Source organism: Deinococcus rhizophilus (genome assembly GCF_030271215.1).
Classification (GTDB): Bacteria; Deinococcota; Deinococci; order Deinococcales; family Deinococcaceae; genus Deinococcus; species Deinococcus rhizophilus.
In genome coordinates this window covers 19365-40484 of record NZ_JASNGB010000005.1, presented here as the reverse complement: position 1 = coordinate 40484, position 21120 = coordinate 19365, and the positions used below count along the sequence as shown (strand labels likewise).

The following is a 21120-nucleotide window of genomic DNA, read 5'->3' as shown; positions in this document are numbered from 1 at the left end:
TGCCTGCGGCCCGCCGCTTTCCCAGCCTCCGCCGTGAGCCGGACCCCTTCCCGGAGACCCCATGACCAACCCCTCCCAGGGCGGCCTGCCCTCCCCCTCCCCCTCCGCTGGCCCTGCCGCTGCCCCCGCCCCGCACCTCGAAGTCATTCCGCTCGGCGGCATGGGCGAGATCGGCAAGAACATCACCGCCTACCGCTACGGCGACGAGATCATGGTCGTGGACGGCGGCCTGGCCTTTCCCGACGCCCACCAGCTCGGCATCGACCTGATCATTCCGCGCATTGACTACCTGCAGGCCAACGCCGGGCTGATCAAGGGCTGGATCCTGACCCACGGCCACGAGGACCATATCGGCGGCCTGCCGTACATCCTGCCCCGTCTGCCGAAAGTGCCGGTGTACGGCGCCCCGCTGACCCTCGGGCTGGTGCGCGAGAAGATCTCGGAATTCGGCATCAAGGACGGCGACGTGGACCTGCGCGAGGTCGACCTGAACGCCAAGGTCCGCATCGGCAAGCACTTCGGCGTCGAGTTCGTCCGCATGACCCACTCGATTCCCGACAACGCCGGGTACCTGCTGACCACGCCTGCCGGGACCGTGTTTCACACTGGGGATTTCAAACTCGACGAGCACCCCGCCGACGGCAAGCCCTCCGACCTCGCCCGCATCGAGCAGGCGGGCAAGGACGGCGTGCTGCTGCTGATCAGCGACTCGACGAACGCCGAGCGCCCGGGCCGCACCGCGAGCGAGGCCGAGGTCGCCAAGAATCTCGAAGAGCTGATCTCGGGGCTGAGGGGCCGGGTCTTCCTGACCACCTTCGCCTCGCAGGTCAACCGCATCCAGAACCTGCTGCACATCGCCCACCGCCAGGGCCGCCGGGTGGTCATGGAAGGCCGCTCGATGCTGAAATACGCCCAGGTCGCTCAGGCCACCGGGCACCTGGAAACGCCCGACCCCTTCCTGACCTCCGAGGAAGTCTCGGGGCTGCAAGACCAGCAGATCCTGTACGTCTGCACCGGCTCGCAGGGGCAGCCGATGGCGGTGCTGGGGCGGCTCGCGTTCGGCAACCACGCCAAGATCGCCCTGCGGCGCGGCGACAGCGTAATCCTCTCCAGCAACCCGATTCCCGGCAACGAGGAGGCGGTCAACCTGATCGTCAACCGCCTGTACGAGATCGGCGTGGACGTGTACTACCCGCCCACCTACCGGGTCCACGCCTCCGGGCACGGCTCGCAGGAGGAACTGGCGACCATCCTCAACCTCACGCGGCCCAAGTTCTTCCTGCCGTGGCACGGCGAACCCCGCCACCAGATCAACCACGCCAAGCTCGCGCAGACGCTGCCCCGGCCTCCCAAGCGCACCCTGATTGCCAAGAACGGCGACGTGATCCGCGTCGGCCCCGACGAGTTCAAGGTGACGGGCACGGTGCCCGCCGGAGCGGTGTACGTGGACGGCCTCGGCGTGGGCGACATCGGCGACGATGTGCTGCTCGACCGCGCCAGCATGGGACAGGAAGGCATCGTGATCATGACAGCGGTGCTGCACCCCACCCCGCACGTCGAGATCGTGTCGCGCGGCTTCGTGCGCTCCAACCGCGACCTCGACGCCCAGATTCGCAAGGTCGCGCTGGACGCCGTCGAGGGCGGCCTGCGCGAGAAGAAACGGCTGGAGGATGTCCGGGACGACATGTACGGGGCTGTGCGCCGCTTTGTCCGCAAGGCGACGGGGCGCAACCCGGTCTTGATCCCGATGATCGTGGACTGAGGGACGGGACCCCTCTCCCCGTGGCCTCGCAGCGCCCCTCTCCCCCGGGGAGAGGAGGTCTTTGCTCCACAAGCGAAGGGCCGGAGCCTCTGCCGCTCCGGCCCTTCGCCGTTCCACCTCAGTCCTGAAAGATGGTCGTTGTGGTCGTGGTCGTCGTCTCGGTTTCCACCTCGGGCTCGCGGGGGGCCTCGCCCGTCACCTCGTGGTGCTCGGTGTGGCGGTGGGTCTCGCCGCTCGGGGTCGTCACTTCGGTGGTTTCGGTGTGTTCCTCGTGTTCCCGTCGGGTCATGATCAACCTCCTGTGGAGTGGATTCGGTCTTCAGGCTAGACGGTCAGGGGCCGGGGGCGGCGGTCCTCTAAAGGCTCGCGCAAGGGCGCGGAGGAAAGCCCCCCGTCAGCGCAGTCTTGCCCACGTTCACCCCGGGAGCCCGTGCGATAATGCCGCCCATGAGCGTGATTCCCTACGTGATCGAACAGACCGGTCGGGGCGAGCGGATGTACGACATCTACTCGCGCCTCCTCAAAGACCGGATCATCTTTGTGGGCACGCCCATCGAGTCGCAGATGGCGAACACCATCGTCGCCCAGCTGCTGCTGCTCGATTCGCAGAACCCCGAGCAGGAAATCCAGATGTACATCAACTGCCCCGGCGGCGAGGTCTACGCGGGGCTGGCGATCTACGACACCATGCGCTACATCAAGGCGCCGGTCTCGACCATCTGCGTCGGCATCGCCATGAGCATGGGCAGTGTCCTCCTGATGGCCGGGGACAAGGGCAAGCGCATGGCCCTGCCCAACAGCCGCATCATGATCCACCAGGGCTCGGCGGGTTTCCGGGGCAACACGCCCGACCTGGAGGTGCAGGCCAAGGAGGTGCTGCACCTGCGCGACCGGCTGGTGTCGCTGTACCACAAGCACACCGACCTGCCGCACGAGAAGCTGCTGCGCGACATGGAACGCGACTACTTCATGTCGGCGGACGAGGCCCAGAAATACGGCCTGATCGACTCGGTGATCGAGAACACCCGCTCGCTGGAGGCCGCGCTGTGACCGGGCGCAGCAGCGGGGGCGCGGCGGGCGGGGACCGCTGCTCCTTTTGCGGGCGGCAGCACCCGCAGATCGCCCAGCTGATCGAGGCGCCGGGCCGCGCGGCCTTTATCTGCAACGAGTGCACCGACCGCGCCTTCGAGTTGGTCAAGCAGAACAAGAAGGCCGGGAGCGAGTTCACGCTTGAAGAACTGCCCACCCCGCGCGAGATCAAGGCGTACCTCGACGAGTTCGTGATCGGGCAGGACGAGGCCAAAAAAGCACTCGCGGTCGCGGTCGTGAGCCACTACCAGCGCCTCGCGCACCCCGACGTGAACCTGCAAAAAAGCAACATCCTCCTGATCGGGCCGACCGGCACGGGCAAGACGCTGCTGGCCCAGAGCCTCGCCGAGATGCTGGAAGTGCCCTTCGCCATCGCCGACGCGACCACGCTGACCGAGGCCGGGTATGTCGGCGACGACGTGGAGAACGTGATCGTGCGCCTGCTGCAAGCCGCCGAGTACGACGTCTCGGCTGCCGAGCGCGGGATCATCTACATCGACGAGATCGACAAGATTGCCCGCAAGTCCGAAGGCACCTCCATCACCCGCGACGTGAGCGGCGAGGGCGTGCAGCAGGCGCTCCTGAAAATCATCGAGGGCACGGTCGCGCAGGTGCCGCCGCAGGGGGGACGCAAGCACCCGCAGCAGGAACTGGTGCAGGTCAACACGAAAAACATCCTCTTTATCGTGGGCGGCGCCTTCGAGAGCATGGCCGAGATCGCCCGCGCCCGCACCAATGTCCGCGCGGTGGGCTTCGGGGCCGAGCACAAGGGCGAGGAGAAGGAAGAGCTGCGCTTCCTGCCGGAAGACCTCGTGAAATTCGGCCTGATTCCCGAGTTCGTGGGGCGTCTGCCGCTGGTCGTGCAGCTTCAGGACCTCGACGAGGAGGCGCTGGTCCGCATTCTCACCGAGCCGCAGGGGGCCATCGTGCGGCAGTACCAGGCCCTGTTCGGGTTTCAGGACGTGAACCTCGAATTTACCGAGGCCGCCCTGCGTGAGGTCGCCCACCGCGCCCGCGAGCGCAAGACGGGAGCGCGTGGCCTCCGCGCCGTGCTGGAAAAGGCGATGACCGACCTGCTGTTCGAGCTGCCGGTCGAGGGCCTGCGCGACCTGCGCTTCGACGCCCAGCACATCGACACTCCGCTGGCGTTGCTTGAGTCTGATGGACTCAAGAAGTCTGCCTAAACGCAAGAGAGATTACAGCGGTTTCCCGCCCACGTCCCTAGAATTCCGGGACATCGTGGGCGGGACTGTCTTTAGGGCTTCCCGCGTTAGACTCACCCAATTTCCGGTCTCCCGGCCGGTCCTAAGGAGCAAGCATGATCTGGGAACTTCCCGTTGTCGCCCTCAGAAATATGGTCATCCTGCCCGGCATCACCATGAACATCGATGTGGGGCGTCCCAAGAGCAAGCGGGCCGTGGATGAGGCGCAGAGCAGCGACCGCCGCGTCCTGCTGCTGACCCAACGCGACCCCCGCACCGACGACCCCACCCGCGCCGAGCTGTACGAGGTCGGCGTGCTGGCGGTTGTCAAGCAGGTCGTGCGGATGCCCGACAACACCTATCAGGTGCTGGTCGAGGCGCAGGAACGCGCCCGCGTGGAAGGCGAGGTGCCCAGCAGCTACCTGCGGGTCCGCGCCGAGACGCAGGCCGCTTCCCTTCCGACCGATGAAACCCAGGCCCGCGAGGTGCAGGTGATCGCCGGGGAGGTCAAGTCGGCCTTCGAGGAGTACCAGCGCCAGAACAAGAACCTGCGGCTGGACAACTACCAGCTCGAGGGCCTGAAGAACCTCACCGACGTGGGGGCGCTGGCCGACTCGGTCGCCCACCACGCCACCTGGACCCCCGAGGAAAAGCAGGAGGTCCTCTCGGCGCTGGACCTGCGGGCGAGGCTGGAGGCGGTGCTGAAGTTCCTGACCCGCGACACCGAGCGCTTCAACATGGACAAGAAGATCGCCGGGCGCGTCAAGGAGCAGATGGACGCCAACCAGCGCGAGTACTACCTGCGCGAGCAGATGAAGGCCATCGGCAAGGAACTCGGCGGCGGCGAGGATGGCCCGGCCGAGGTCGATGCCCTGCGCGAGAAGATCGAGGCCGCCGGGATGCCCGAGTCGGTCAAGGACAAGGCCCTCAAGGAGCTGGCCCGCCTGGAGCGCACCCCCGGCGGCAGCCCCGAGAGCACGGTCGTCCGCAACTACATCGACTGGCTGACCGACGTGCCCTGGAGCAAGCGCGACGAGGAGATCCTCGACATTGGGCGCACGCGCGAGATTCTGGACGCCGACCACTACGCGCTGGGCGACGTGAAGGACCGCATCCTGGAGTTCCTGGCGGTGCGCCAGCTCACCCACAAGGAAGGCGAGACCGAGGAGCAGCGCCGCGAGCGTGCCGCCGAGGAGCGCACCGACGACGCCGAGCTGCGGGCGCCCATCCTGGTGCTGGTCGGCCCTCCCGGCGTCGGCAAGACCTCGCTGGGCAAGAGCATCGCCCGCTCGCTGAACCGCAAGTTCGTCCGCATGGCCCTGGGCGGTGTGCGTGACGAGGCCGAGATTCGCGGCCACCGCCGCACCTACATCGGCTCGATGCCCGGCCGGATCATCCAGGCGATGAAGACGGCGGGCGTGACCAACCCGATCATCCTGCTCGACGAGATCGACAAGATGAGCAGCGACTGGCGCGGCGACCCCAGCAGCGCGATGCTGGAAGTCCTCGACCCCGAGCAGAACCACACCTTCCAGGACCACTACCTCGAGGTGCCCTACGACCTCTCACAGGTCATGTTCATCACGACGGCGAACACGCTCCAGACCATTCCCCGGCCCCTCCTGGACCGCATGGAGGTGATCCAGATTCCCGGCTACACCCAGCCGGAGAAGGTGGAGATCGCCAAGCGCTACCGGGTGCCCCGCCAGATCAAGTCGCACGGCCTGACCGGGCGGCTTACGATCACCGACGCGGCCCTGAACCGGATCGTGGAGGAGTACACCGCCGAGAGCGGGGTGCGGAACCTCGACCGCCAGATCAGCAAGCTGGCCCGCAAGGCCGCCCGCGAGCTGCTGGAGCAGCCCTGGGAGGGCCTGAAGGTGATCGACGCGGCGGACATTCCCGAGTACCTCGGCGTGCCGCAGCACCGCCCCGACCGGATGGAGAAAGACCCGCAGGTCGGTGTGGCGCAGGGCCTGGCCTGGACCAGCGTGGGCGGCACCATGCTGATGGTCGAGGCGCTGGCGACCCCCGGCAGCGGCAAGATCGTCATGACCGGCTCACTGGGTGACGTGATGAAGGAGAGCGTGGCCGCCGCCATCGCCTACCTGCGGGCCAACGCGAGCCGCTACGGCGCGGACCCCGACTTCCACAAGACGATGGATCTGCACGTCCACTTCCCCGACGGGGCGACCCCCAAGGACGGCCCCAGCGCGGGCATCACGATTGCCACCGCCGTGATCAGCGCGGTGACCGGACGCCCGGTGCGGCTGGACGTGGCGATGACGGGCGAGATCAGCCTGCGCGGGCGCGTGCTGCCCATCGGCGGCCTCAAGGAGAAGCTGCTGGCGGCCCACCAGGGCGGCATCCGGGAAGTCATCTTCCCGGCGGACAACGAGCCCAACCTTCAGGACGTGCCCGACTCGATCCGGGGCGACCTGCGGATTCACGCGCTGGAGCAGGTGGGGCAGGTGCTTGACCTCGTGCTGCTGCCCCAGCCTGAAGGCGAAAGCGCGACCATCCCGCCCACCCAGGGCCGGGACGTGACGCAGCCGGGAGCGTAAGCGCCTTCACAACTCAACGCACTGAGCCTCCGCTTCGGCGGGGGTTTTTTATGGGTCTTGGCGGTGGGCTTGCCACCTCTCCCGCAACGCCTCGAAATTCGCGTCGATCCTGGCCTGGGGCAGCGCCATCTGGGTGGTCGTGCCGTGTCCGATCTCGTCCCCCAGTTCGGACACCGCGCGGAGGTCGCAGACAATCCGGCGGCCCTCCATCCGGGTGAAGGTGGCGGTCACGGTGACGGTCATGCCGGGCAGCGCGGAGGCGGTGTGGGTCACGTCTATCTGGGTGCCGATGCCGCCCTCGCCGTCTTCGAGGAAGGGCAGGATGATCTTGCGCCCAGCTTCCTCGAAGTGGCGGGCCAGCCAGTAGGTCGCGTAGACCGGATGGACCGCGCCGAGTTCGGCAAACTGCACGGTCATCTCGTCCGTGACGGGCACGGTCAGGGTCTGGGTAAAACCGGGCGGGATGGGGCGCATGGGGGGAGGCTAGCAAAGCGGCGCAGGGGGGGTTGAGCGTGAAGGAATCCGCCCCGGCACGGTGTCCGGCGCTCCAGTCCCCCCCCGGTACACTGCCCGCATGATCAAGCTGCCTGACCTCTTCACCCTGATCCGGGAAGCGGCCCTGGCCTTCGGGCAGGACAAAGCACCCCGGCTGGCGGCGGCGGTGGCGTACTACTCCATCTTTGCCATCGCGCCGCTGCTGTTCTTCGCCCTCGCGGTCGCCAGCGGGCTGCTGGCCAACGTGGACGTGCAAGACCGGCTCTTCGATTTCCTGGCCGAGAACATCAACGAGAGCGCCGTGGAATTCGTGCAGGGCATCCTGCCGTCGGGCACCCAGTTGCAGCAGAGCAGCCTGATCGCCAGCGTCATCGGCTTCGGCACCCTGTTCATGGGCGCGACGGGCCTGTTCGTGCAGGTGCAAGACGCGCTGAATACACTGTGGGGCGCCGAACCCGGCCCGCTGGGTGGCCTGATGAACGTGGTCAAGGCGCGGCTCAAGGCCTTCGTGCTGATTCTGGGCTTCGGGGTGGTCATCATCGCCTTTCTGATCGGCAACACCTACCTGTCAGCCATCGCGCAGGACCTGGGCAACACCATCGGCATGGGGGCTTTTTTCGTGCGGCTGGTGACGCTGGTGGTGGCGGTGGGCGTGCTGACGCTGGTGTTCGCGGCGGTGTTCAAGGTGCTGCCCAACGTCAAGCTTCAGTGGCGCGAGGTCTGGGTGGGCAGCGCCGTGACCGCCGTGCTGTTCGGGCTGGGGCAACTGGCGATCAGCTGGTATCTGGCCCGCTTCGCGCCGGGCAGTGCCTTCGGGGCGGCGGGGGCGCTGGTGATCTTGCTGCTGTGGATCTACTACTCCGCGATGATCTTTTTCTTCGGGGCAGAGGTGACCTGGGTCTATTCGCAGAAGTACGGCTCGGGCGCGGGCGGGGCCGTCAGCGTCACCAAGAAGGAGGAGCTGATCAACAAGGGGGCCGACCTCGACCCGACCCCCTCCGAGCAGGAACTGGAGGGGCTCAAGCAGGCCGCCGAGCAGGGCAAGCCGATTCCGGGGCGCTGGGCGCGGCTGGTCCACGGGGTGCAGGAGCGCCGCGCCGACCTGCCCCCCCTGCCGCGCGTGCTGCCGCAGGTGCCCACCCACGCTGAGGGCCGGATGCTCCCTACCGTGCGCGGGGCGCTGTGGAACGCCGTGACCGCCGTGCTGGCCGTGCCCGCTGTGGTCGTGCTGCGGGTGCTGGGGCTGACGGGCGGACGGCGGAAGTAGCGGTCTGGCGGCGGGACGCGGGACGCGGGGGAGGCATCCCATCCGCGTCCCGCTCCCCTTTGCCTGTGGACTACACCCCCGGCACCGGGTAGGGCAGGGTGCCCTCGTAGATCGCGCGGCCCACGATGGCGCCGTGAATCCCCTCCTGGGCGAGGAGGCGCACGTCGTCGAGACCCGCCACGCCGCCGCCCACGATCAGGGTGTTGACCCACAGGCCGCGCACCCGGCGCATCAGCTCGCGGTCGAGGCCCTTCAATGTGCCGTCACGGGTCACGTCGGTGAAGATCAGGGTTTCCAGCCCGGCGTCGGCCAGCACCGGGGTCAGCTCGGCGACCTGCAGGCCGCTGCCCTCGGCCCAGCCGTGAATGGCGACCTCCAGCCCCCGGGCGTCGAGGCTCACGATCACCCGCTCGGGGCCGTGCGCGGCGATCAGGTCGCGAACCAGGGCCGGGTTCTTGACCGCAGCTGTGCCGATGACCACCCGCTCGACCCCCGCCTTCAGCAACTCCTCGGCGGCCTCCCGGTCGCGGAGGCCGCCGCCCACCTCCACCGGGACGCCCAGCTCGGCGGCGATCTGGTGGATGACCGTCCGGTTCTCCCCGCGCCCGGTCGCCGCGTCGAGGTCCACCAGATGCACCAGACCGGCGCCCAGGCCGACCCAGTGGCGGGCGGCCTCCAGCGGCGAGTCGAAATAGACCGTCTCGCGGTCGGGGTCGCCCTCATAGAGCCGCACGGCGCGGCCCGACTGGATGTCCACGCAGGGGATGATCAGGGGCTGGGGGCGGGCGGGGCCGGGCGTCATGCGGGTCAGGATAGCGGCCCAGGCGGGAGGCTCCGGGGGTACACTCCGGGGAATCGTGCGTATCGGGATCGTGACCGCCACCTACCTGCCGTCCCGCAACGGCGTCGCCACGAGTACCGCGCTGTATGCCCGGGGCCTGCGCGAACGCGGGCACGAGGTCCGCATCTTCACGCCGCGTCACCCCCAGGCCAGGGAACGCGAGGACGGGGTCTACCGCCTGAACTCGTCCTTTGCGGGAGCGCGGGCGCTGGGCGCTCCGGCCGACTACCCGGTGCTGCTGGCGCCGGGGCCGCTGCTGACCTCGCGGCTGCCGCTGCGGGATCTGGACGTGCTGCACACCATGCACCCCTTTCTGGCGGGGCGGCTCGCGCTGCGCTGGTCGCGCTTCTCGGGCGCCCCGGTGGTGTTCACGGCGCACACCCAGTACGACCAGTACCTGCACTACGCGCCCATGCCCGGACGGGTGGGCCGGGCGATGCTGCGCCCGCATGTGGCCGCCTTTGCTCGGCGGGTGGACACCGTGCTGGCCCCCGGCCGCGCGATGGTCGAGATGCTGCGCGAGTACGGCTTTTCCGGCGACGTGACCCTGTTTCCCAACCCGGTGGACCTCGCGGCGTTCCGGGAAGCGCGGGGGGAGGGGTTCCGCGCCGAGTACGGCGTCCCGGCGGACGTCCCGCTGGTCATGTACCTGGGCCGTCTCGCCGCCGAGAAGAATCTGGAGGCCATGCTGCGGGCCTTCGCGCAGGCGCAGGCGTCGCGGCCCGAGGTGCGGCTGCTGGTCGTGGGCGACGGGCCGGGGCGGGCGGCGGCGCAGGCGGTGGCCCCGCCCGGCGTGACCTTCACCGGACCCGTCCCCTACGCCCGCGTGCCGCAGGCGCTGGCCGCTGCCGACGCCTTTCTCACCGCCAGTACCTCCGAGGTGCTGCCCATGAGCATGATCGAGGCCCTCGCCGCCGGAGCGCCGCTGGTGGCCGCGCAGAGCCCCGCCGCGCTGGACCTCGTGCAAGAGGGCGTGAACGGCACGGTCACCGGGGCGACCCCGGACGCCCTGGCCGCCGGGCTGCTGGACGTGCTGCACCCTGCCCTGCTCCCGAAATTGCAGGCCGGAGCGCGGGCCAGCGCGGCGCAGTACGACCTGACCACCCGCGCCGCCGCGCTGGAAGCCGTGTATGAGCGGACGGTCGCGCAGGGCCGGACACGCAGCCGCCTCTGGAGCGGGCGGGGCGGCTGAGCCGCAGTCCGGGTGCCACAGTGACCAGGCCTGGCCCACACGGGCAGAGCGGGCGGGAAGAAGCGCCAGCCGGGAGAGAAGGTCGCACATCGAAGCTTCCCTGATTCGAGAACGGACCGGACGGAACCCGTCGCTTCTCCCTCTCGCCTCCGCTCGGACCCCCATCACTTCGTCAACGCTTCCATCGGAGTCCGTATCAGCCCGGCGCAACCTCTCCGCCGGGCCAGAGGAAAAACCCCCGCCTGTTCGCGGGGGTCTTGCTGGTGCCGAAGATGGGACTTGAACCCACACGCCTCGCGGCGCTAGTCCCTGAAACTAGTGCGTCTACCAATTCCGCCACCTCGGCAACCTCTTCGGTGTCTGCGCCCGCGCGGGGCGCGTTTCAGGGCTTGCTTACTTTAGCCGCGGCGGCGGGGTCTGTCAACCACTCAGGGCCGCTTCCAGAAACGCCCAGACGTCGGCCGCTTCCTCGATCACCAGCGCGGTGGGCTTGCCCGCCCCGTGCCCGGCCCGCGTCTGGATGCGCAGCAGCGTGGGCGCGTCGCCCGCCTGCACGCGCTGCAACTCGGCCCCGAACTTGAAGGAGTGGGCGGGCACCACCCGGTCGTCGTGGTCGCCGGTCGTGATGAGGGTCGCGGGGTAGGCCGTGCCCTCCTTCAGGTTGTGCAGCGGCGAGTAGGCCAGCAGGGCCTCCAGCATGGCCGGGTCGTCCGCGCGGCCGTAGTCGGACGCCCAGGCCCAGCCGATGGTGAAGTGCTGGTAGCGCAGCATGTCCAGCACGCCGACCTGCGGAATCACGGCCGCGAACAGGTCCGGCCGCTGGGTCATGCACGCGCCCACCAGCAGGCCGCCGTTGCTGCCGCCCTGAATGCCCAGGTGCGCGGGCGAGGTCACACCCGAGGCGATGAGGTGCTCGGCCACCGCGATGAAGTCGTCGAAGACGTTCTGCTTCTCGCGCAGCGTGCCCGCCCGGTGCCACTCCTCGCCGTACTCGCCGCCGCCCCGCAGGTTGGCCTGCACGTACACGCCGCCGCGCTCCAACCACGCGAGGCGCGAGGGGCTGAAAGCGGGCGTGAGGCTGATGTTGAAGCCGCCGTAGCCGTAGAGGAGGGTCGGATTCTGGCCGTCGTGGTCCAGGCCCTTTCGCGCCACGATAAAGAGCGGCACCCGCGTTCCGTCCCGGCTGGTGGCGAATTCCTGAGTGACCTCGTAGGCCGAGGCGTCGAAGGTCAGCGCAGGCTCGGCCAGCGGCTCAGGCTCGCCGCCGGGGAGGAGCAGGCGGTGGGGCGTGGTGGGGGTCAGGAAGGACGTGAAGCCGAAAAAGATCTCGGGGTCGTCCTCCTGGGTGCTCAGGCCCAGCAGCGAGCCGAGGCCGGGCAGCCCAATCTCGCGCTGGCGGGTGCCGTCGCGCCCGTACAGGGTGAGGCGGTGGCTGGCGTCCTCCAGCGTGACGGCGAGGAGGCCGCCCCGAACGGCCGCCACGTGGTCGAGCTTGTGCGGGCCTTCCGGGATGAGGTCGCGCTGCTGACCCGTGCCGAGGTCCCAGGCGATCACCTTCTCGCGCGGCGCGTTCTCGTCGGTCCTCAGCAGCAGCACGTCGCCCTCGCTGCCGACAAAACTGAAACTCGCCCGGAAGTCGGAGACGAGTTCACGCCAGGGGCCGTCCGAATCCAACGGGCGCACCCACAGCAGATTTTTGGGGTCGGTGCCCTTCCAGACGTGCAGCACGAGGAAGCGGCCGTCGTGCGTGACCTGCGGGCGGAAGCCCCAGTCGGGTTCGTCGGGGCGGGCGAGGACGAGGGTGTCCCCCGCCTGCGGAGTGCCGACGCGGTGGAACATCAGGCGCTGGTTTCTGTTCGCGCCGGTCAGGACGCCGCCCTCTCCCGGCGCGTCGTAGGCGCTGTAGTAGAAGCCGGAGCCGTCCGGGAGCCACTCGGCCCCGCTGAACTTGCTCCAGTCGAGGCGGTCCGGGAGGTCCTCACCGCTCGACACGTCGCGCACCTGCCAGGTCACCCAGTCGCTGCCGCCGCTCTGGGTGCCGTAGGCGAGCCGATTGCCGTCCTCGCTCACCGACGCCCCCGCCAGCGCCACCGTCCCGTCCGCGCTGAGGCTGTTCGGGTCCAGCAGCGTGCGCCACGGCCCGCGCGGGGTGTCGGCCACCTCCAGCACGGGCTGGTTCAGCAGGCCGGGATTGAACTGCCGGAAGTAGCGCTCGCCGCGCTTCCAGGGCGTGCCTTCCTTGGGGTAGTTCCACAGGGTGCTCAGGCGCTCTCGGTAGGCGTCGCGGGCGGGCAGGGTGTCCAGATACGCCGCCGTCACGCGGTTTTGCGCCTCCACCCAGGCGCGGGTTTCCGGGCTGTCGGGGTCCTCCAGCCAGCGGTAGGGGTCGGGCACGCGGACCTCGCGGCCCTGGGAGTCGGTGTAGACGTCCACGTGCTCGCCACGCGGGGACTGTGGGTACTGGGGGGTCACGCGGGGCATTCTGTCACGCCCGGACTGAGGTGGAATCGGCAGATGTACGGCACGGGCAAGGGGGCGAGGCCCTTAACCCCCGCCCCCTCCCCTGCTCCCGGCCTTACTTCACCAGGCCGAGCTTGCGAACCTCGTCGCGCTCCTCGATCAGTTCCTGGGCGGTCGCGTCCATCTTGCCCCGGCTGAACTCGCTGACCTCCAGACCCTGCACGATCTCGTACTTGCCGCCGCTGCAGCGCACCGGGAAGCCGTAGATCAGGCCCTCGGGGACGCCGTAGGAGCCGTCCGAGGGAATCGCCATGCTCGTCCACTCGCCTTCCGGGGTGCCCAGCGCCCAGTCGCGGATGTGGTCGATGGCCGCGCCTGCCGCCGAGGCCGCGCTGCTCGCCCCGCGCGCCTCGATAATCGCCGCGCCGCGCTTGGCGACGGTGGGAATGTAGGTGCCCTCGTACCACTCGCGCTCCACGAGGTCCAGCGCCGGCTGGCCGTTCACGGTCGCCTGCGAGAGGTCCGGGTACTGGGTCGAGGAGTGGTTGCCCCAGATGGTGAGGTTCTTGATCGCGCTGACGGGCTGCCCGGTCTTCTCGGCGAGCTGAGAAATGGCGCGGTTGTGGTCGAGGCGCACCATCGCGGTGAACTGCTTCAGATCGAGGTCGGGCGCGTTCTGCTGCGCGATCAGGGCATTGGTGTTGGCGGGGTTGCCCACGACCAGCACCTTCACGTCCCGGCTGGCGACGGCGTTCAGCGCCTCGCCCTGCGGCTTGAAGATGCCGCCGTTGGCGCTCAGCAGGTCGCCGCGCTCCATCCCGGCCTTGCGGGGCATCGCGCCGACCAGCAGCGCGTAGTCGGCGTCCTTGAAGGCGACCATCGGGTCGTCACTGGTCACGATGTCGGCCAGCAGGGGGAAGGCGCAGTCGCGCAGCTCCATCACGACGCCCTGAAGGGCCTTGAGTGCGGGCGTGATTTCCAGCAGTTGCAGGATCACGGGCTGGTCCTTGCCCAGCATGTCGCCGGACGCGATGCGGAAGAGCAGGCTGTAGCCGATCTGCCCGGCGGCGCCGGTGACGGCCACGCGGACGGGTTGCTTGGTGTTCATGGTCATGATGAATCCTCCCCAGGGTTGAAGTTTTTCGCCCAACAATAACGCGGAGGTCAGGCAAGAGGCGGGGGCGTTCCCGTGGGGGGGACAGGGGGGAGCGTTCAGGTTTCAGCCGTCAGCCGTCAGCCGAAGCTCTGCCGCTGATGGCTGATGGTTGACCGCTGAACGCTCCCCTCAAATCGGTGCGTCCTCCGCAAACCTCGGTTCTCTCTTCTCGCGCAGGCTCGCCAACCCCTCGCGCACGTCGGGGCCGGTGAAGCCCAGGAATTCGAGGGCGAGGCTGGTGTCGAAGGTCGGCCCCATCGCCCGCAGCCAGTTGTTCAGGGCGTACTTGGTCCAGCGGACGGCGGTGGGACTGCCCGCCGCGAGGGTGCGGGCGACCTTCCAGGCGCGGTCCAGCAGCTCGTCGTCGGGCACGCACAGGCTGACCAGACCGATGCGCTCGGCCTCCTCGCCGGAGACGGGCTCGCCGGTCATCAGGTGGTACTTGGCCTTGTTCAACCCGCACAGCAGGGGCCAGATCATCGCCGCGTGGTCCCCGGCGGCCACCCCCAGCCGCACGTGCCCGTCCAGAATCCGGGCCGATTTTGCGGCGATGCTCACGTCCGCGAGCAGGGCGACCGCCAGCCCCGCGCCCACGCAGGGGCCGTGGATGGCGCTCACGACCGGCTTGCCGCAGTTCACGAGGTTGTACACGAGGTCGCGGGCTTCCTTCCACACGCGGGCGAGCGCCGTGAAGTCCTGACTCATCTCCTCGATGAGCGCGAAGTCGCCGCCCGACGAAAAGCCCCGCCCCTCGCCACGCACCAGCACGCAGCGGATGCCCTCGGCGGCGTCGATATCGCGCCAGATGGAGGTCAGGGCGCGGTGGGCCCCGGCGTCCACCGAGTTGAGCGTTTTCTCGTTGCGCAAGGCGACTTCGAGGATGCCGCCTTCATGCAGGGTGAGGTGCAGGCCGGGGTAAGCGCCCGGCGCGGTGAGCTGCTGGGCAGTCAGGGAGTGGGCTGGCATGGGGGGAGGCTAACACCCCCCGGCGGCCCCCCCGAAGAGGCCACCCCGGACGGGGGAGCCAGGGCCGACGCTGGCGCTGGCTTCCCCCAAGGTGCCCCCCATGCGTATCGCCCTGCCCGCCCTGCTGCTTCCGCTCCTGCTCGCTGCCTGCGGCGAAACCCCCGCCTCAGACGCAGGTCCAGACGTGAGCGGCGTCACCCTGACGGTCCGCGACCCGGACCACGACGACACCTTCAGCCACCCGACGACCACCGACCTCCGCCCTACCCTCGGCCCTCTCGCAGGCTTTCCGCAGTCGGCCGCCGAACAGGCGGTGCTGGCGGGCCGGGGCACCCTGGACCTCCCGCACGTCACCGCTCTCAGGGCAGGCCGACCAGCCCCAGGGAATTGACCAGGGCCGTTCCCACCCCCAGTTCGGCCGCAAGCGCGGAGTCGGGGCGGCCCGGCTCGCCCGCGAACAGCAGCACCGGGCGGGCGTCCAGGCCCACGCCGCCGTGCCCGTCCAGCCGGGCCAGCACCGCCTCAAAGGACCAGTCCCGCGCCCACAGCCGCTTCAGGGCGTGCAGGGCAGCCGTGCCGGGCGCCGCCGCGGAGGCGGTTTCCGTCTCACGCTCGCCGGGCCGCCGCAGATGCAGGTTGCCCCCGGTGAGCCGGGCGTTGCCCAGCGCCCGGTAGAAGATCTGCACGGCGTCGTCCGACAGGGCACTCGTGCGAATCAGGTCGGCGGCGCGGGGGGTCAGCGTCTCCAGCAGGTCCTCGTCGAGCCGCGCCGGGTTCAGGCCCGAGAAGAGGCGCCGGAGCTGCTCGGGCAGGTTGTTCTCCCGGTAAAAGGCTTCCTCGTAGGCGGCGGGCAGCACCATTCCGGCGGGCAGGCGCCCGGCGTGCGCGGCCAGCCGGTGCGTCTCCGCGCCGACCACGGCGGCAGGCTGCCGGGCCGCCTCAGTCAGGGTCAGCATGGGCAGGAGCTTAGCAGGGCGCGGGAAAGGGGGTCAGCGGGCGCCGCGCAGAGCTTTGGGGAGGTAGCGCCATATTGGACGCAGCGACCCCAGATGCACGGTCCCTGCGCCTACAGCGACCCCGACGACGGCCGCCCAGAACGAGGAATCAGTCGAAAGCCAGATCGCATACAGGCTGAGCATGACAAACAGCGACCGGAAGGCACGCAGCAGTGCCATCACCACCCGTGCGCTGCGGGCAGGCCAGCGACGGGGAATGGCCCATTCCAGCGTGCCCAGCACCACCACTCCAGCCACATAGACTCCGTAAAGCGCCCATGAAAAGCCCCAGCCCACGAGCAGAGATACGAAGGGCAGGGACAACCCGACGAGAGCATCTAGGACGAGTCCGCCCAGCCCTCGCGAGTCTGCTTTCTGGTAGGCGCGGTTTGAGTGCAGCTCCTCCTCCTCCAACCGCGTGAAATGCGTCTGCATCAGCGCGTGCTGCACTTGCCCCACCGACCCCAGCGCAGTCAGCGCCGCGCCCTCCGGGTCAGGGTGCCCCGCTTCTCGCAGGGCGTCGGCGTGGGCGAGCGCGTGTTCCTCCAGTTCGCGGCGGATGCGGCGGGCGGTGTCGGGCGGGAAGGGGGCGGTTACGGCGCCGAGGTAGCGGTCGAGCGCTGGCGTGGTCATGGGCGAAGCTCCTTCAGGGCGAGGGTGCGGCGCAGGCGTCGGTCTTCCCAGGCGGTCCAGAGGAGGCCACCGAAGAGCAGCAGGCCCCACAGCGGGACGAACCAGGGCAGCGGGAGGTCGGCGCCCCACCACAGTTGCAGCGCATTGCCCATCCACAACATGAATCCGATGCTCCAGCCGGCCCACACGCCGCGCCAGAGCCTGCGGCGCTCGTCGGGCAGGTGGGCCGTCACGAGCCACACCAGCGCATTCAGCAGGAGCGTCAGCCCCGGCCCGACGAGCCGCCAGAGGGGGAAGGGGGCGGCATCCGCAAAATTCCAGGCGGTGAAGACCCCGTACAGCAGCGGCATGGCCCAGACGAAGACCAGGACACCCCGGCGCAGCGGTTCGTCTGCCAGCGTCTCCAGCCGCGCCGCACTCAGGTACGTTCGCCCCAGTGCCCGGCGCACGCGCTCCGGCTCGCCCAGTGCGGCAACCGCCTCGGCTTCGGGCTGCCCGGAATCCTGAATGTGGGCGGCGTACTCGGCCCGCACCCGCTGGGCGACCTCGGGCGGGAGGCCAGCGGTGGCAGCGGCGAGCCACTCGTCAAGGGTCATGCCCGGCCCTCCCCGGCCAGCAGAGTGCGGCGCAATCGGGCGTCGCGCTTGAGGAAATTGACTGCGGAATAAAGCAGCAGACCGGAAGCCAGCAGCCATCCAGCGGGTGTGCCAGTCACCTCCACCAACGTTTCCGGCACAAAGACGCTGAACACGAACAGGCTGAACAACCATCCCTGCCAGTGCCGACGCCGCAGTGAATGGAGCCGCTGCACCAGAATGAGGGCGGGGACATACAGCGCCAGCGGCCACCACTGGCTCGTCTCGCCCCAGAAGGCCAGCACCCAGAACACCGGAAGAAGCCTCGGCAGCCACTCGGACAGATTCCAGCCTGTCCGCAAGCTCCCCCCCGTCGCCACCTCCTCCAGTTCCTTCGCCGTCAGGTACAGCCGCCGCAGCCCGTCGTTGGTCGTCTCCGGGTCGCCCAGCACCGCCCGCACGTCTGCGCCTTCAGGCACTCCGGCGTCCTGAAGGTGCGCCCGCGTCTCCTGCTCCACGCGCCCGGCCACACCCTCCGGCAGCTCGCGGGTGGCCCGGTCCAGCCACTGATGCGCGTTCACGACGTGCCTCCCAGCACCGCGCCGACCGCCCGCACCCGCTGCTGCCAGTCGCCCCGCGCCTTCGCCAGCACCTTGCCGCCCTTCTCGGTCAGGCGGTACTCGCGCCGCACACGCCCGCCCGCCTCGCGCTCCTCGCTCTCGACCAGCCCCTCGGCCTCCAGCGCGTGCAGGGCCGGGTAGAGGGTGCCTTCCCTGGCGGTCAGCAGCCCCTCCGAGCGGGCCTTGATCGCCTGCGCGATGGCGTAGCCGTGTTCGGGCTGCCGCTCCAGCACGGCCAGAATCAGCATCCGGAGCTGCTCGCGGGTGTTCATGGGGACAGTATACCTCTCAACCCGATGTATCGGAATGAGAGGTACTCTGGAGGCGAATACTGCGGGCATGACCACGGACGACCGCCGCTTTCCCATCGGCCCCATTCAGGACCTGCCCGCGCGGGACCGGGCGGCGCTGGAGGCCGTCGCCGCGCGGATGGAGGCGACCGGGCGCGAGTGGCGCGAGGCCGTGTCGGGGCTGGACGCCGCCGGGCTGGCCCGCAGCTACCGCCCCGGAGGCTGGACGGTGGCCCAGCTCGCGCACCACGCGGCCGACGCCCATGTCCACGGCCTGAATCGGCTGAAATACGCGCTGACGGTGGAGGGGTACGTGATCCAGCCCTTCGCGCAGGAGGCATGGCTGACCCTGGCCGACGCGGCGCTGCCCGTGGAGGAAGCGCTGGCGCTGATGGACGCTGCGAATGTGCGCTGGGCGGCCCTGCTGCGCGGCACCGACGTGGCCCAGTTCGACCGCCGCGTCACCCACCCGCAGGAGGGCGGGCAGGACCTGTGGCGGCTGGTCGCCAAGCACGACTGGCACCTGCGTCACCACCTCGCGCAGGCGAGGCTGGCTCTGGCGGACTGAACCTCATTCCTCCAGGTGGGCGTGGTCGTTGTAGACGTGCAGGGTCCATGCGCCGCCGCGCCGCTCCAGCCGGGTTAGCCCGGTGTGCGCGTGGCGGTAGGGAAAGGGCAGGACGTAGCCGGGCTGCGGGGTCGCGGGCCAGCCGAAGAGGGTGCACAGCAGTGCCCGCAGCGCCCCCCCGTGGGTGAAAGCGGTGACGGTCCCGCCGGGCAATCCTTCGGCCCAGCCGCGCATCCGCTCGCCCACCGCCTCCAGACTCTCGCCGCCGCCGGGGGCAGGCAGGCGCCAGGGGTCGCGCTGCCACGCGGCGTACTCGGGGTCGTGCAGCACCTGTTGCGAGGTCGCGCCCTCGTAGCGCCCGAAGTGCAGCTCGCGCAGTCGGGCGTCGAGGGTCAGCGCCGTGCCGGGCAGGGCGAGGCGGGCCGTGTCTACGGCGCGGCGCAGGTCGCTGGCGTAGACGAGGCCGGGATCGCGCCCGGCCAGGCGCCGCCCCAGCCGCCGCGCCTGCTCCCGCCCCATCTCGCCCAGCGGGGTGTCGGTCCAGCCCTGCCAGCGGCCCTCACCGTTCCACGCGGTCGTGCCGTGGCGAATCAGGCGGAGCTGGAGGGCGCCAGGAGTCAGGGCCGGGCCTCCGAGTCGGGGTGGGCGCTGGCGGTGTCCAGGCCCTCGGCCAGCGCGGGCACGGGGCGGGGGGTACCGTCCTCGTCGATCGCCACAAAGACGAACAGGCCCGTGGTGGCGAGTTCCTGCTCGCCCGAGGCCATGTGCTCGCGGTACACGTCCACCTGAATGGTCATGGACGACCGCCCCACCCGCACCACGCGGGCGTCGAGGGCCACCGCGTCCCCCACCCGGATGGGCGTGCGGAAGTCCACGCCGTCCATCCGGGCCGTGACCACCGCGCCGCCGGGCCCCGCGTGCCGCACCGCCGCGACACTGGCCGCCTTGTCCATCAGCGACAGCACGAAGCCCCCGAAGGCCGTGCCCAGGTAGTTGGTGTCCTTGGGAAAGACCAGTTCCAGCATGCGGGCGCGGCTGCGCGGCGCGGGCGTTCGGGGCTGGGGCTGCGCGGGGGTCGGCTGGTCGGTCATCGCGCCCGAGTGTAGCGGCCGGGGGCACCGAACACGCTCAGCGGTGTGAACAGCAGTGTGAACGAATTGGGGGGTGGACAATTGACACCCCCCCGGCCCCGTGCCAGCATGCGGGCACCCACAACTTTGCGCGGTTCGGCGGCCAGGCCTCCTGGCAAACGCAAACTCGTGTCCTGCTCGCGGCAGCGGCACCGGAGGTTTTCCCTATGAAGAAGCGTCTTCTGGTTTCTCTGGCCCTCGCGCTCTCGGCAGCTCCTGCCCTGGCGCAGAAGGTGGTCAGCATCGGCTACAGCGGTCCCCTGTCGGGCGGCGCGGCCTTTTACGGCAAGGATGTCCAGAGCGGCATCGAGATGGCCATCAATGAGCTGAACAAGGCCGGGGGCATCACCGTGAAGGGTGAAAAGGTCACCTTCCGGCTGGTGTCGCTCGACGACCGCTACCTTCCCAACGAGACGGCCACCAACGTGCGGCGCCTGACCTCGCAGGGCATCGACGTGATCTTCGTGCCGCACGCGGGCGGGATTCAGGCGGTGCAACCGCTGGCGGTGCGCGACCCCAGCTTCCTGCTGGCGGCCTACTCCAGCGAGCCCGCGATTCTGGCCGCCAAGAGCCCGATGACCTTCATGCTGCCGCCGCGCTACGACAACTACGTGCAGCCCTTTGTGCAGACGCAGATGAAGGCCTTCGGCAAGCGGCTCGGGCTGATCGGCACCTCGAGCGCCTACGGCAAGCAGTGGACCGACGCGATCAGCGACGAGTGGAAGAAGCAGGGCGGCACGGTGGGTCGTGACAACGGCGTGGACTACAACACCACCGTGGACTACTCCAGCGCCGTGACCAAGGCCCTGGCCGAGCGCCCCGACGTGCTGTTCGTGGGCGGCCCCTCGCAACCCACCGCGCAGGTCATCAAGGCCGCGCGGGAACAGGGCTTCAAGGGCGGCTTTATCGTGATGGACCAGGCCAAGTTTGAGCAGATGGACGACGTGATTCCGCGCTCGTACCTCGACGGCAGCGTGGGCGTGCTGCCCACCATCGAGTATCCCGGCACCCAGGTGTTCCGCACCCAGTACGTGCGGGCCTACCGCAAGGACCCCACCAGCGAGGCCGCGCTGAACTACATGGGCATGAACATCATCGCCCGCGCGATGACCCTGGCCGGAACCACCGACGATCCCCGGGCCATCCGCGCCCAGCTCAACGCGGCCGCCAAGGCCCTGCCGCAGCGCCAGACGGTCTACCGGCTCGCGGGCGTGACCGCCGGGGGCCACGTGGACGCCGAGTTCGTGATCGCCAGTGTCAAGGGCGGCAAGTACAACCGCCTGCGCGTGACCAAGGTCTACAAGTAAGCCGCGTG

General features: G+C 69.6%; 22 protein-coding genes and 1 tRNA gene. 9 read left to right on the top strand and 14 right to left on the bottom strand.

Translation table 11 applies throughout. The annotated features are described in order from the left end of the window. Positions 1 to 61: 61 nt before the first annotated feature. Positions 62 to 1762: a ribonuclease J gene (locus tag QOL99_RS01555; RefSeq protein WP_285520854.1), complete on the top strand. Its 1701-nt coding sequence runs from the start codon at positions 62 to 64 to the stop codon at positions 1760 to 1762. Between the two features lie 118 nt (positions 1763 to 1880). On the opposite strand, the gene QOL99_RS01550 is transcribed toward QOL99_RS01555, so the two are convergent. Continuing rightward, the gene (locus QOL99_RS01550; RefSeq protein ID WP_285520853.1) at positions 1881 to 2051 is read right to left on the bottom strand and encodes a hypothetical protein; all 171 of its coding nucleotides are present in this window, start codon (positions 2049 to 2051) and stop codon (positions 1881 to 1883) included. A gap of 149 nt (positions 2052 to 2200) precedes the next feature. Here QOL99_RS01550 and clpP point away from each other — a divergent pair, with 149 nt between their 5' ends. The 3 genes from clpP (at position 2201) to lon (ending at position 6617) form a co-directional block, all read left to right on the top strand. Further along, complete coding sequence (gene clpP, locus QOL99_RS01545; RefSeq protein ID WP_285520852.1) at positions 2201 to 2812, top strand: ATP-dependent Clp protease proteolytic subunit; 612 nt, start codon at positions 2201 to 2203, stop codon at positions 2810 to 2812. Continuing rightward, the gene (gene clpX, locus QOL99_RS01540) at positions 2809 to 4035 is read left to right on the top strand and encodes an ATP-dependent Clp protease ATP-binding subunit ClpX (RefSeq protein ID WP_285520851.1); all 1227 of its coding nucleotides are present in this window, start codon (positions 2809 to 2811) and stop codon (positions 4033 to 4035) included. The genes clpP and clpX overlap by 4 nt, the downstream gene beginning before the upstream one ends. Before the next feature lie 134 nt (positions 4036 to 4169). Next, complete coding sequence (gene lon / locus QOL99_RS01535; RefSeq protein WP_285520850.1) at positions 4170 to 6617, top strand: endopeptidase La; 2448 nt, start codon at positions 4170 to 4172, stop codon at positions 6615 to 6617. 48 nt (positions 6618 to 6665) lie between these two features. On the opposite strand, the gene QOL99_RS01530 is transcribed toward lon, so the two are convergent. Then, positions 6666 to 7091, bottom strand: a complete 426-nt coding sequence (locus QOL99_RS01530; RefSeq protein ID WP_285520849.1) for a thioesterase family protein — start codon at positions 7089 to 7091, stop codon at positions 6666 to 6668. A gap of 100 nt (positions 7092 to 7191) precedes the next feature. Here QOL99_RS01530 and QOL99_RS01525 point away from each other — a divergent pair, with 100 nt between their 5' ends. Continuing rightward, positions 7192 to 8379: a YihY/virulence factor BrkB family protein gene (locus QOL99_RS01525; protein WP_285520848.1), complete on the top strand. Its 1188-nt coding sequence runs from the start codon at positions 7192 to 7194 to the stop codon at positions 8377 to 8379. Between the two features lie 70 nt (positions 8380 to 8449). On the opposite strand, the gene hisA is transcribed toward QOL99_RS01525, so the two are convergent. Further along, on the bottom strand, positions 8450 to 9181 hold the full coding sequence (gene hisA / locus QOL99_RS01520; RefSeq protein WP_285520847.1) for a 1-(5-phosphoribosyl)-5-[(5-phosphoribosylamino)methylideneamino]imidazole-4-carboxamide isomerase: 732 nt from the start codon (positions 9179 to 9181) through the stop codon (positions 8450 to 8452). A gap of 55 nt (positions 9182 to 9236) precedes the next feature. Between hisA and QOL99_RS01515 the strand changes: the two genes are divergently transcribed. Then, positions 9237 to 10412 (top strand): glycosyltransferase family 4 protein, encoded by a 1176-nt coding sequence (locus tag QOL99_RS01515; protein ID WP_285520846.1) that lies wholly within the window; start codon positions 9237 to 9239, stop codon positions 10410 to 10412. Positions 10413 to 10673: 261 nt separating this feature from the next. Here the strand turns inward: QOL99_RS01515 and QOL99_RS01510 are convergent. The 4 genes from QOL99_RS01510 to QOL99_RS01495 form a co-directional block, all read right to left on the bottom strand. After that, positions 10674 to 10758, bottom strand: a tRNA-Leu gene (locus tag QOL99_RS01510). Positions 10759 to 10832: 74 nt separating this feature from the next. Beyond that, a complete protein-coding gene (locus tag QOL99_RS01505; RefSeq protein WP_285520845.1) occupies positions 10833 to 12893 on the bottom strand; it encodes a prolyl oligopeptidase family serine peptidase in 2061 nt (686 codons plus the stop codon). A 94-nt stretch (positions 12894 to 12987) separates the two neighbouring features. Continuing rightward, positions 12988 to 13980 (bottom strand): malate dehydrogenase, encoded by a 993-nt coding sequence (locus QOL99_RS01500; protein ID WP_285520866.1) that lies wholly within the window; start codon positions 13978 to 13980, stop codon positions 12988 to 12990. A gap of 177 nt (positions 13981 to 14157) precedes the next feature. Then, positions 14158 to 14994 carry an enoyl-CoA hydratase/isomerase family protein gene (locus QOL99_RS01495; protein ID WP_285520844.1) on the bottom strand — a complete coding sequence of 279 codons (837 nt, stop codon included), beginning with the start codon at positions 14992 to 14994 and terminating at the stop codon, positions 14158 to 14160. Between the two features lie 100 nt (positions 14995 to 15094). Here QOL99_RS01495 and QOL99_RS01490 point away from each other — a divergent pair, with 100 nt between their 5' ends. Beyond that, complete coding sequence (locus QOL99_RS01490; protein WP_285520843.1) at positions 15095 to 15385, top strand: hypothetical protein; 291 nt, start codon at positions 15095 to 15097, stop codon at positions 15383 to 15385. Here the strand turns inward: QOL99_RS01490 and QOL99_RS01485 are convergent. The 5 genes from QOL99_RS01485 to QOL99_RS01465 are packed head-to-tail and all read right to left on the bottom strand — an operon-like array spanning position 15354 to position 18089. After that, positions 15354 to 15950 carry a hypothetical protein gene (locus QOL99_RS01485; protein WP_285520842.1) on the bottom strand — a complete coding sequence of 199 codons (597 nt, stop codon included), beginning with the start codon at positions 15948 to 15950 and terminating at the stop codon, positions 15354 to 15356. The two genes, QOL99_RS01490 and QOL99_RS01485, sit on opposite strands and share 32 nt — an antisense overlap. A 33-nt stretch (positions 15951 to 15983) precedes the next feature. Beyond that, positions 15984 to 16622: a hypothetical protein gene (locus QOL99_RS01480; RefSeq protein WP_285520841.1), complete on the bottom strand. Its 639-nt coding sequence runs from the start codon at positions 16620 to 16622 to the stop codon at positions 15984 to 15986. Further along, a complete protein-coding gene (locus QOL99_RS01475) occupies positions 16619 to 17218 on the bottom strand; it encodes an HAAS signaling domain-containing protein (protein ID WP_285520840.1) in 600 nt (199 codons plus the stop codon). Before QOL99_RS01475 ends, QOL99_RS01480 begins: the two co-directional genes overlap by 4 nt. After that, entirely contained in the window at positions 17215 to 17778 is a 564-nt protein-coding gene (locus QOL99_RS01470) for a hypothetical protein (protein WP_285520839.1), read from the bottom strand. Before QOL99_RS01470 ends, QOL99_RS01475 begins: the two co-directional genes overlap by 4 nt. Beyond that, positions 17775 to 18089 (bottom strand): helix-turn-helix transcriptional regulator, encoded by a 315-nt coding sequence (locus QOL99_RS01465; protein ID WP_285520838.1) that lies wholly within the window; start codon positions 18087 to 18089, stop codon positions 17775 to 17777. The genes QOL99_RS01470 and QOL99_RS01465 overlap by 4 nt, the downstream gene beginning before the upstream one ends. Positions 18090 to 18156: 67 nt before the next feature. On the opposite strand from QOL99_RS01465, the gene QOL99_RS01460 reads away from it, so the two are divergent. Beyond that, a complete protein-coding gene (locus tag QOL99_RS01460) occupies positions 18157 to 18675 on the top strand; it encodes a DinB family protein (RefSeq protein WP_285520837.1) in 519 nt (172 codons plus the stop codon). A 3-nt stretch (positions 18676 to 18678) separates the two neighbouring features. Here the strand turns inward: QOL99_RS01460 and QOL99_RS01455 are convergent, their stop codons facing one another. Continuing rightward, positions 18679 to 19266 carry a histidine phosphatase family protein gene (locus QOL99_RS01455; protein WP_285520865.1) on the bottom strand — a complete coding sequence of 196 codons (588 nt, stop codon included), beginning with the start codon at positions 19264 to 19266 and terminating at the stop codon, positions 18679 to 18681. A 26-nt stretch (positions 19267 to 19292) separates the two neighbouring features. Continuing rightward, positions 19293 to 19766 (bottom strand): acyl-CoA thioesterase, encoded by a 474-nt coding sequence (locus tag QOL99_RS01450; RefSeq protein ID WP_285520836.1) that lies wholly within the window; start codon positions 19764 to 19766, stop codon positions 19293 to 19295. A 206-nt stretch (positions 19767 to 19972) separates the two neighbouring features. Here QOL99_RS01450 and QOL99_RS01445 point away from each other — a divergent pair, with 206 nt between their 5' ends. Continuing rightward, positions 19973 to 21112 (top strand): ABC transporter substrate-binding protein, encoded by a 1140-nt coding sequence (locus tag QOL99_RS01445; RefSeq protein WP_285520835.1) that lies wholly within the window; start codon positions 19973 to 19975, stop codon positions 21110 to 21112. Positions 21113 to 21120 lie beyond the last annotated feature (8 nt).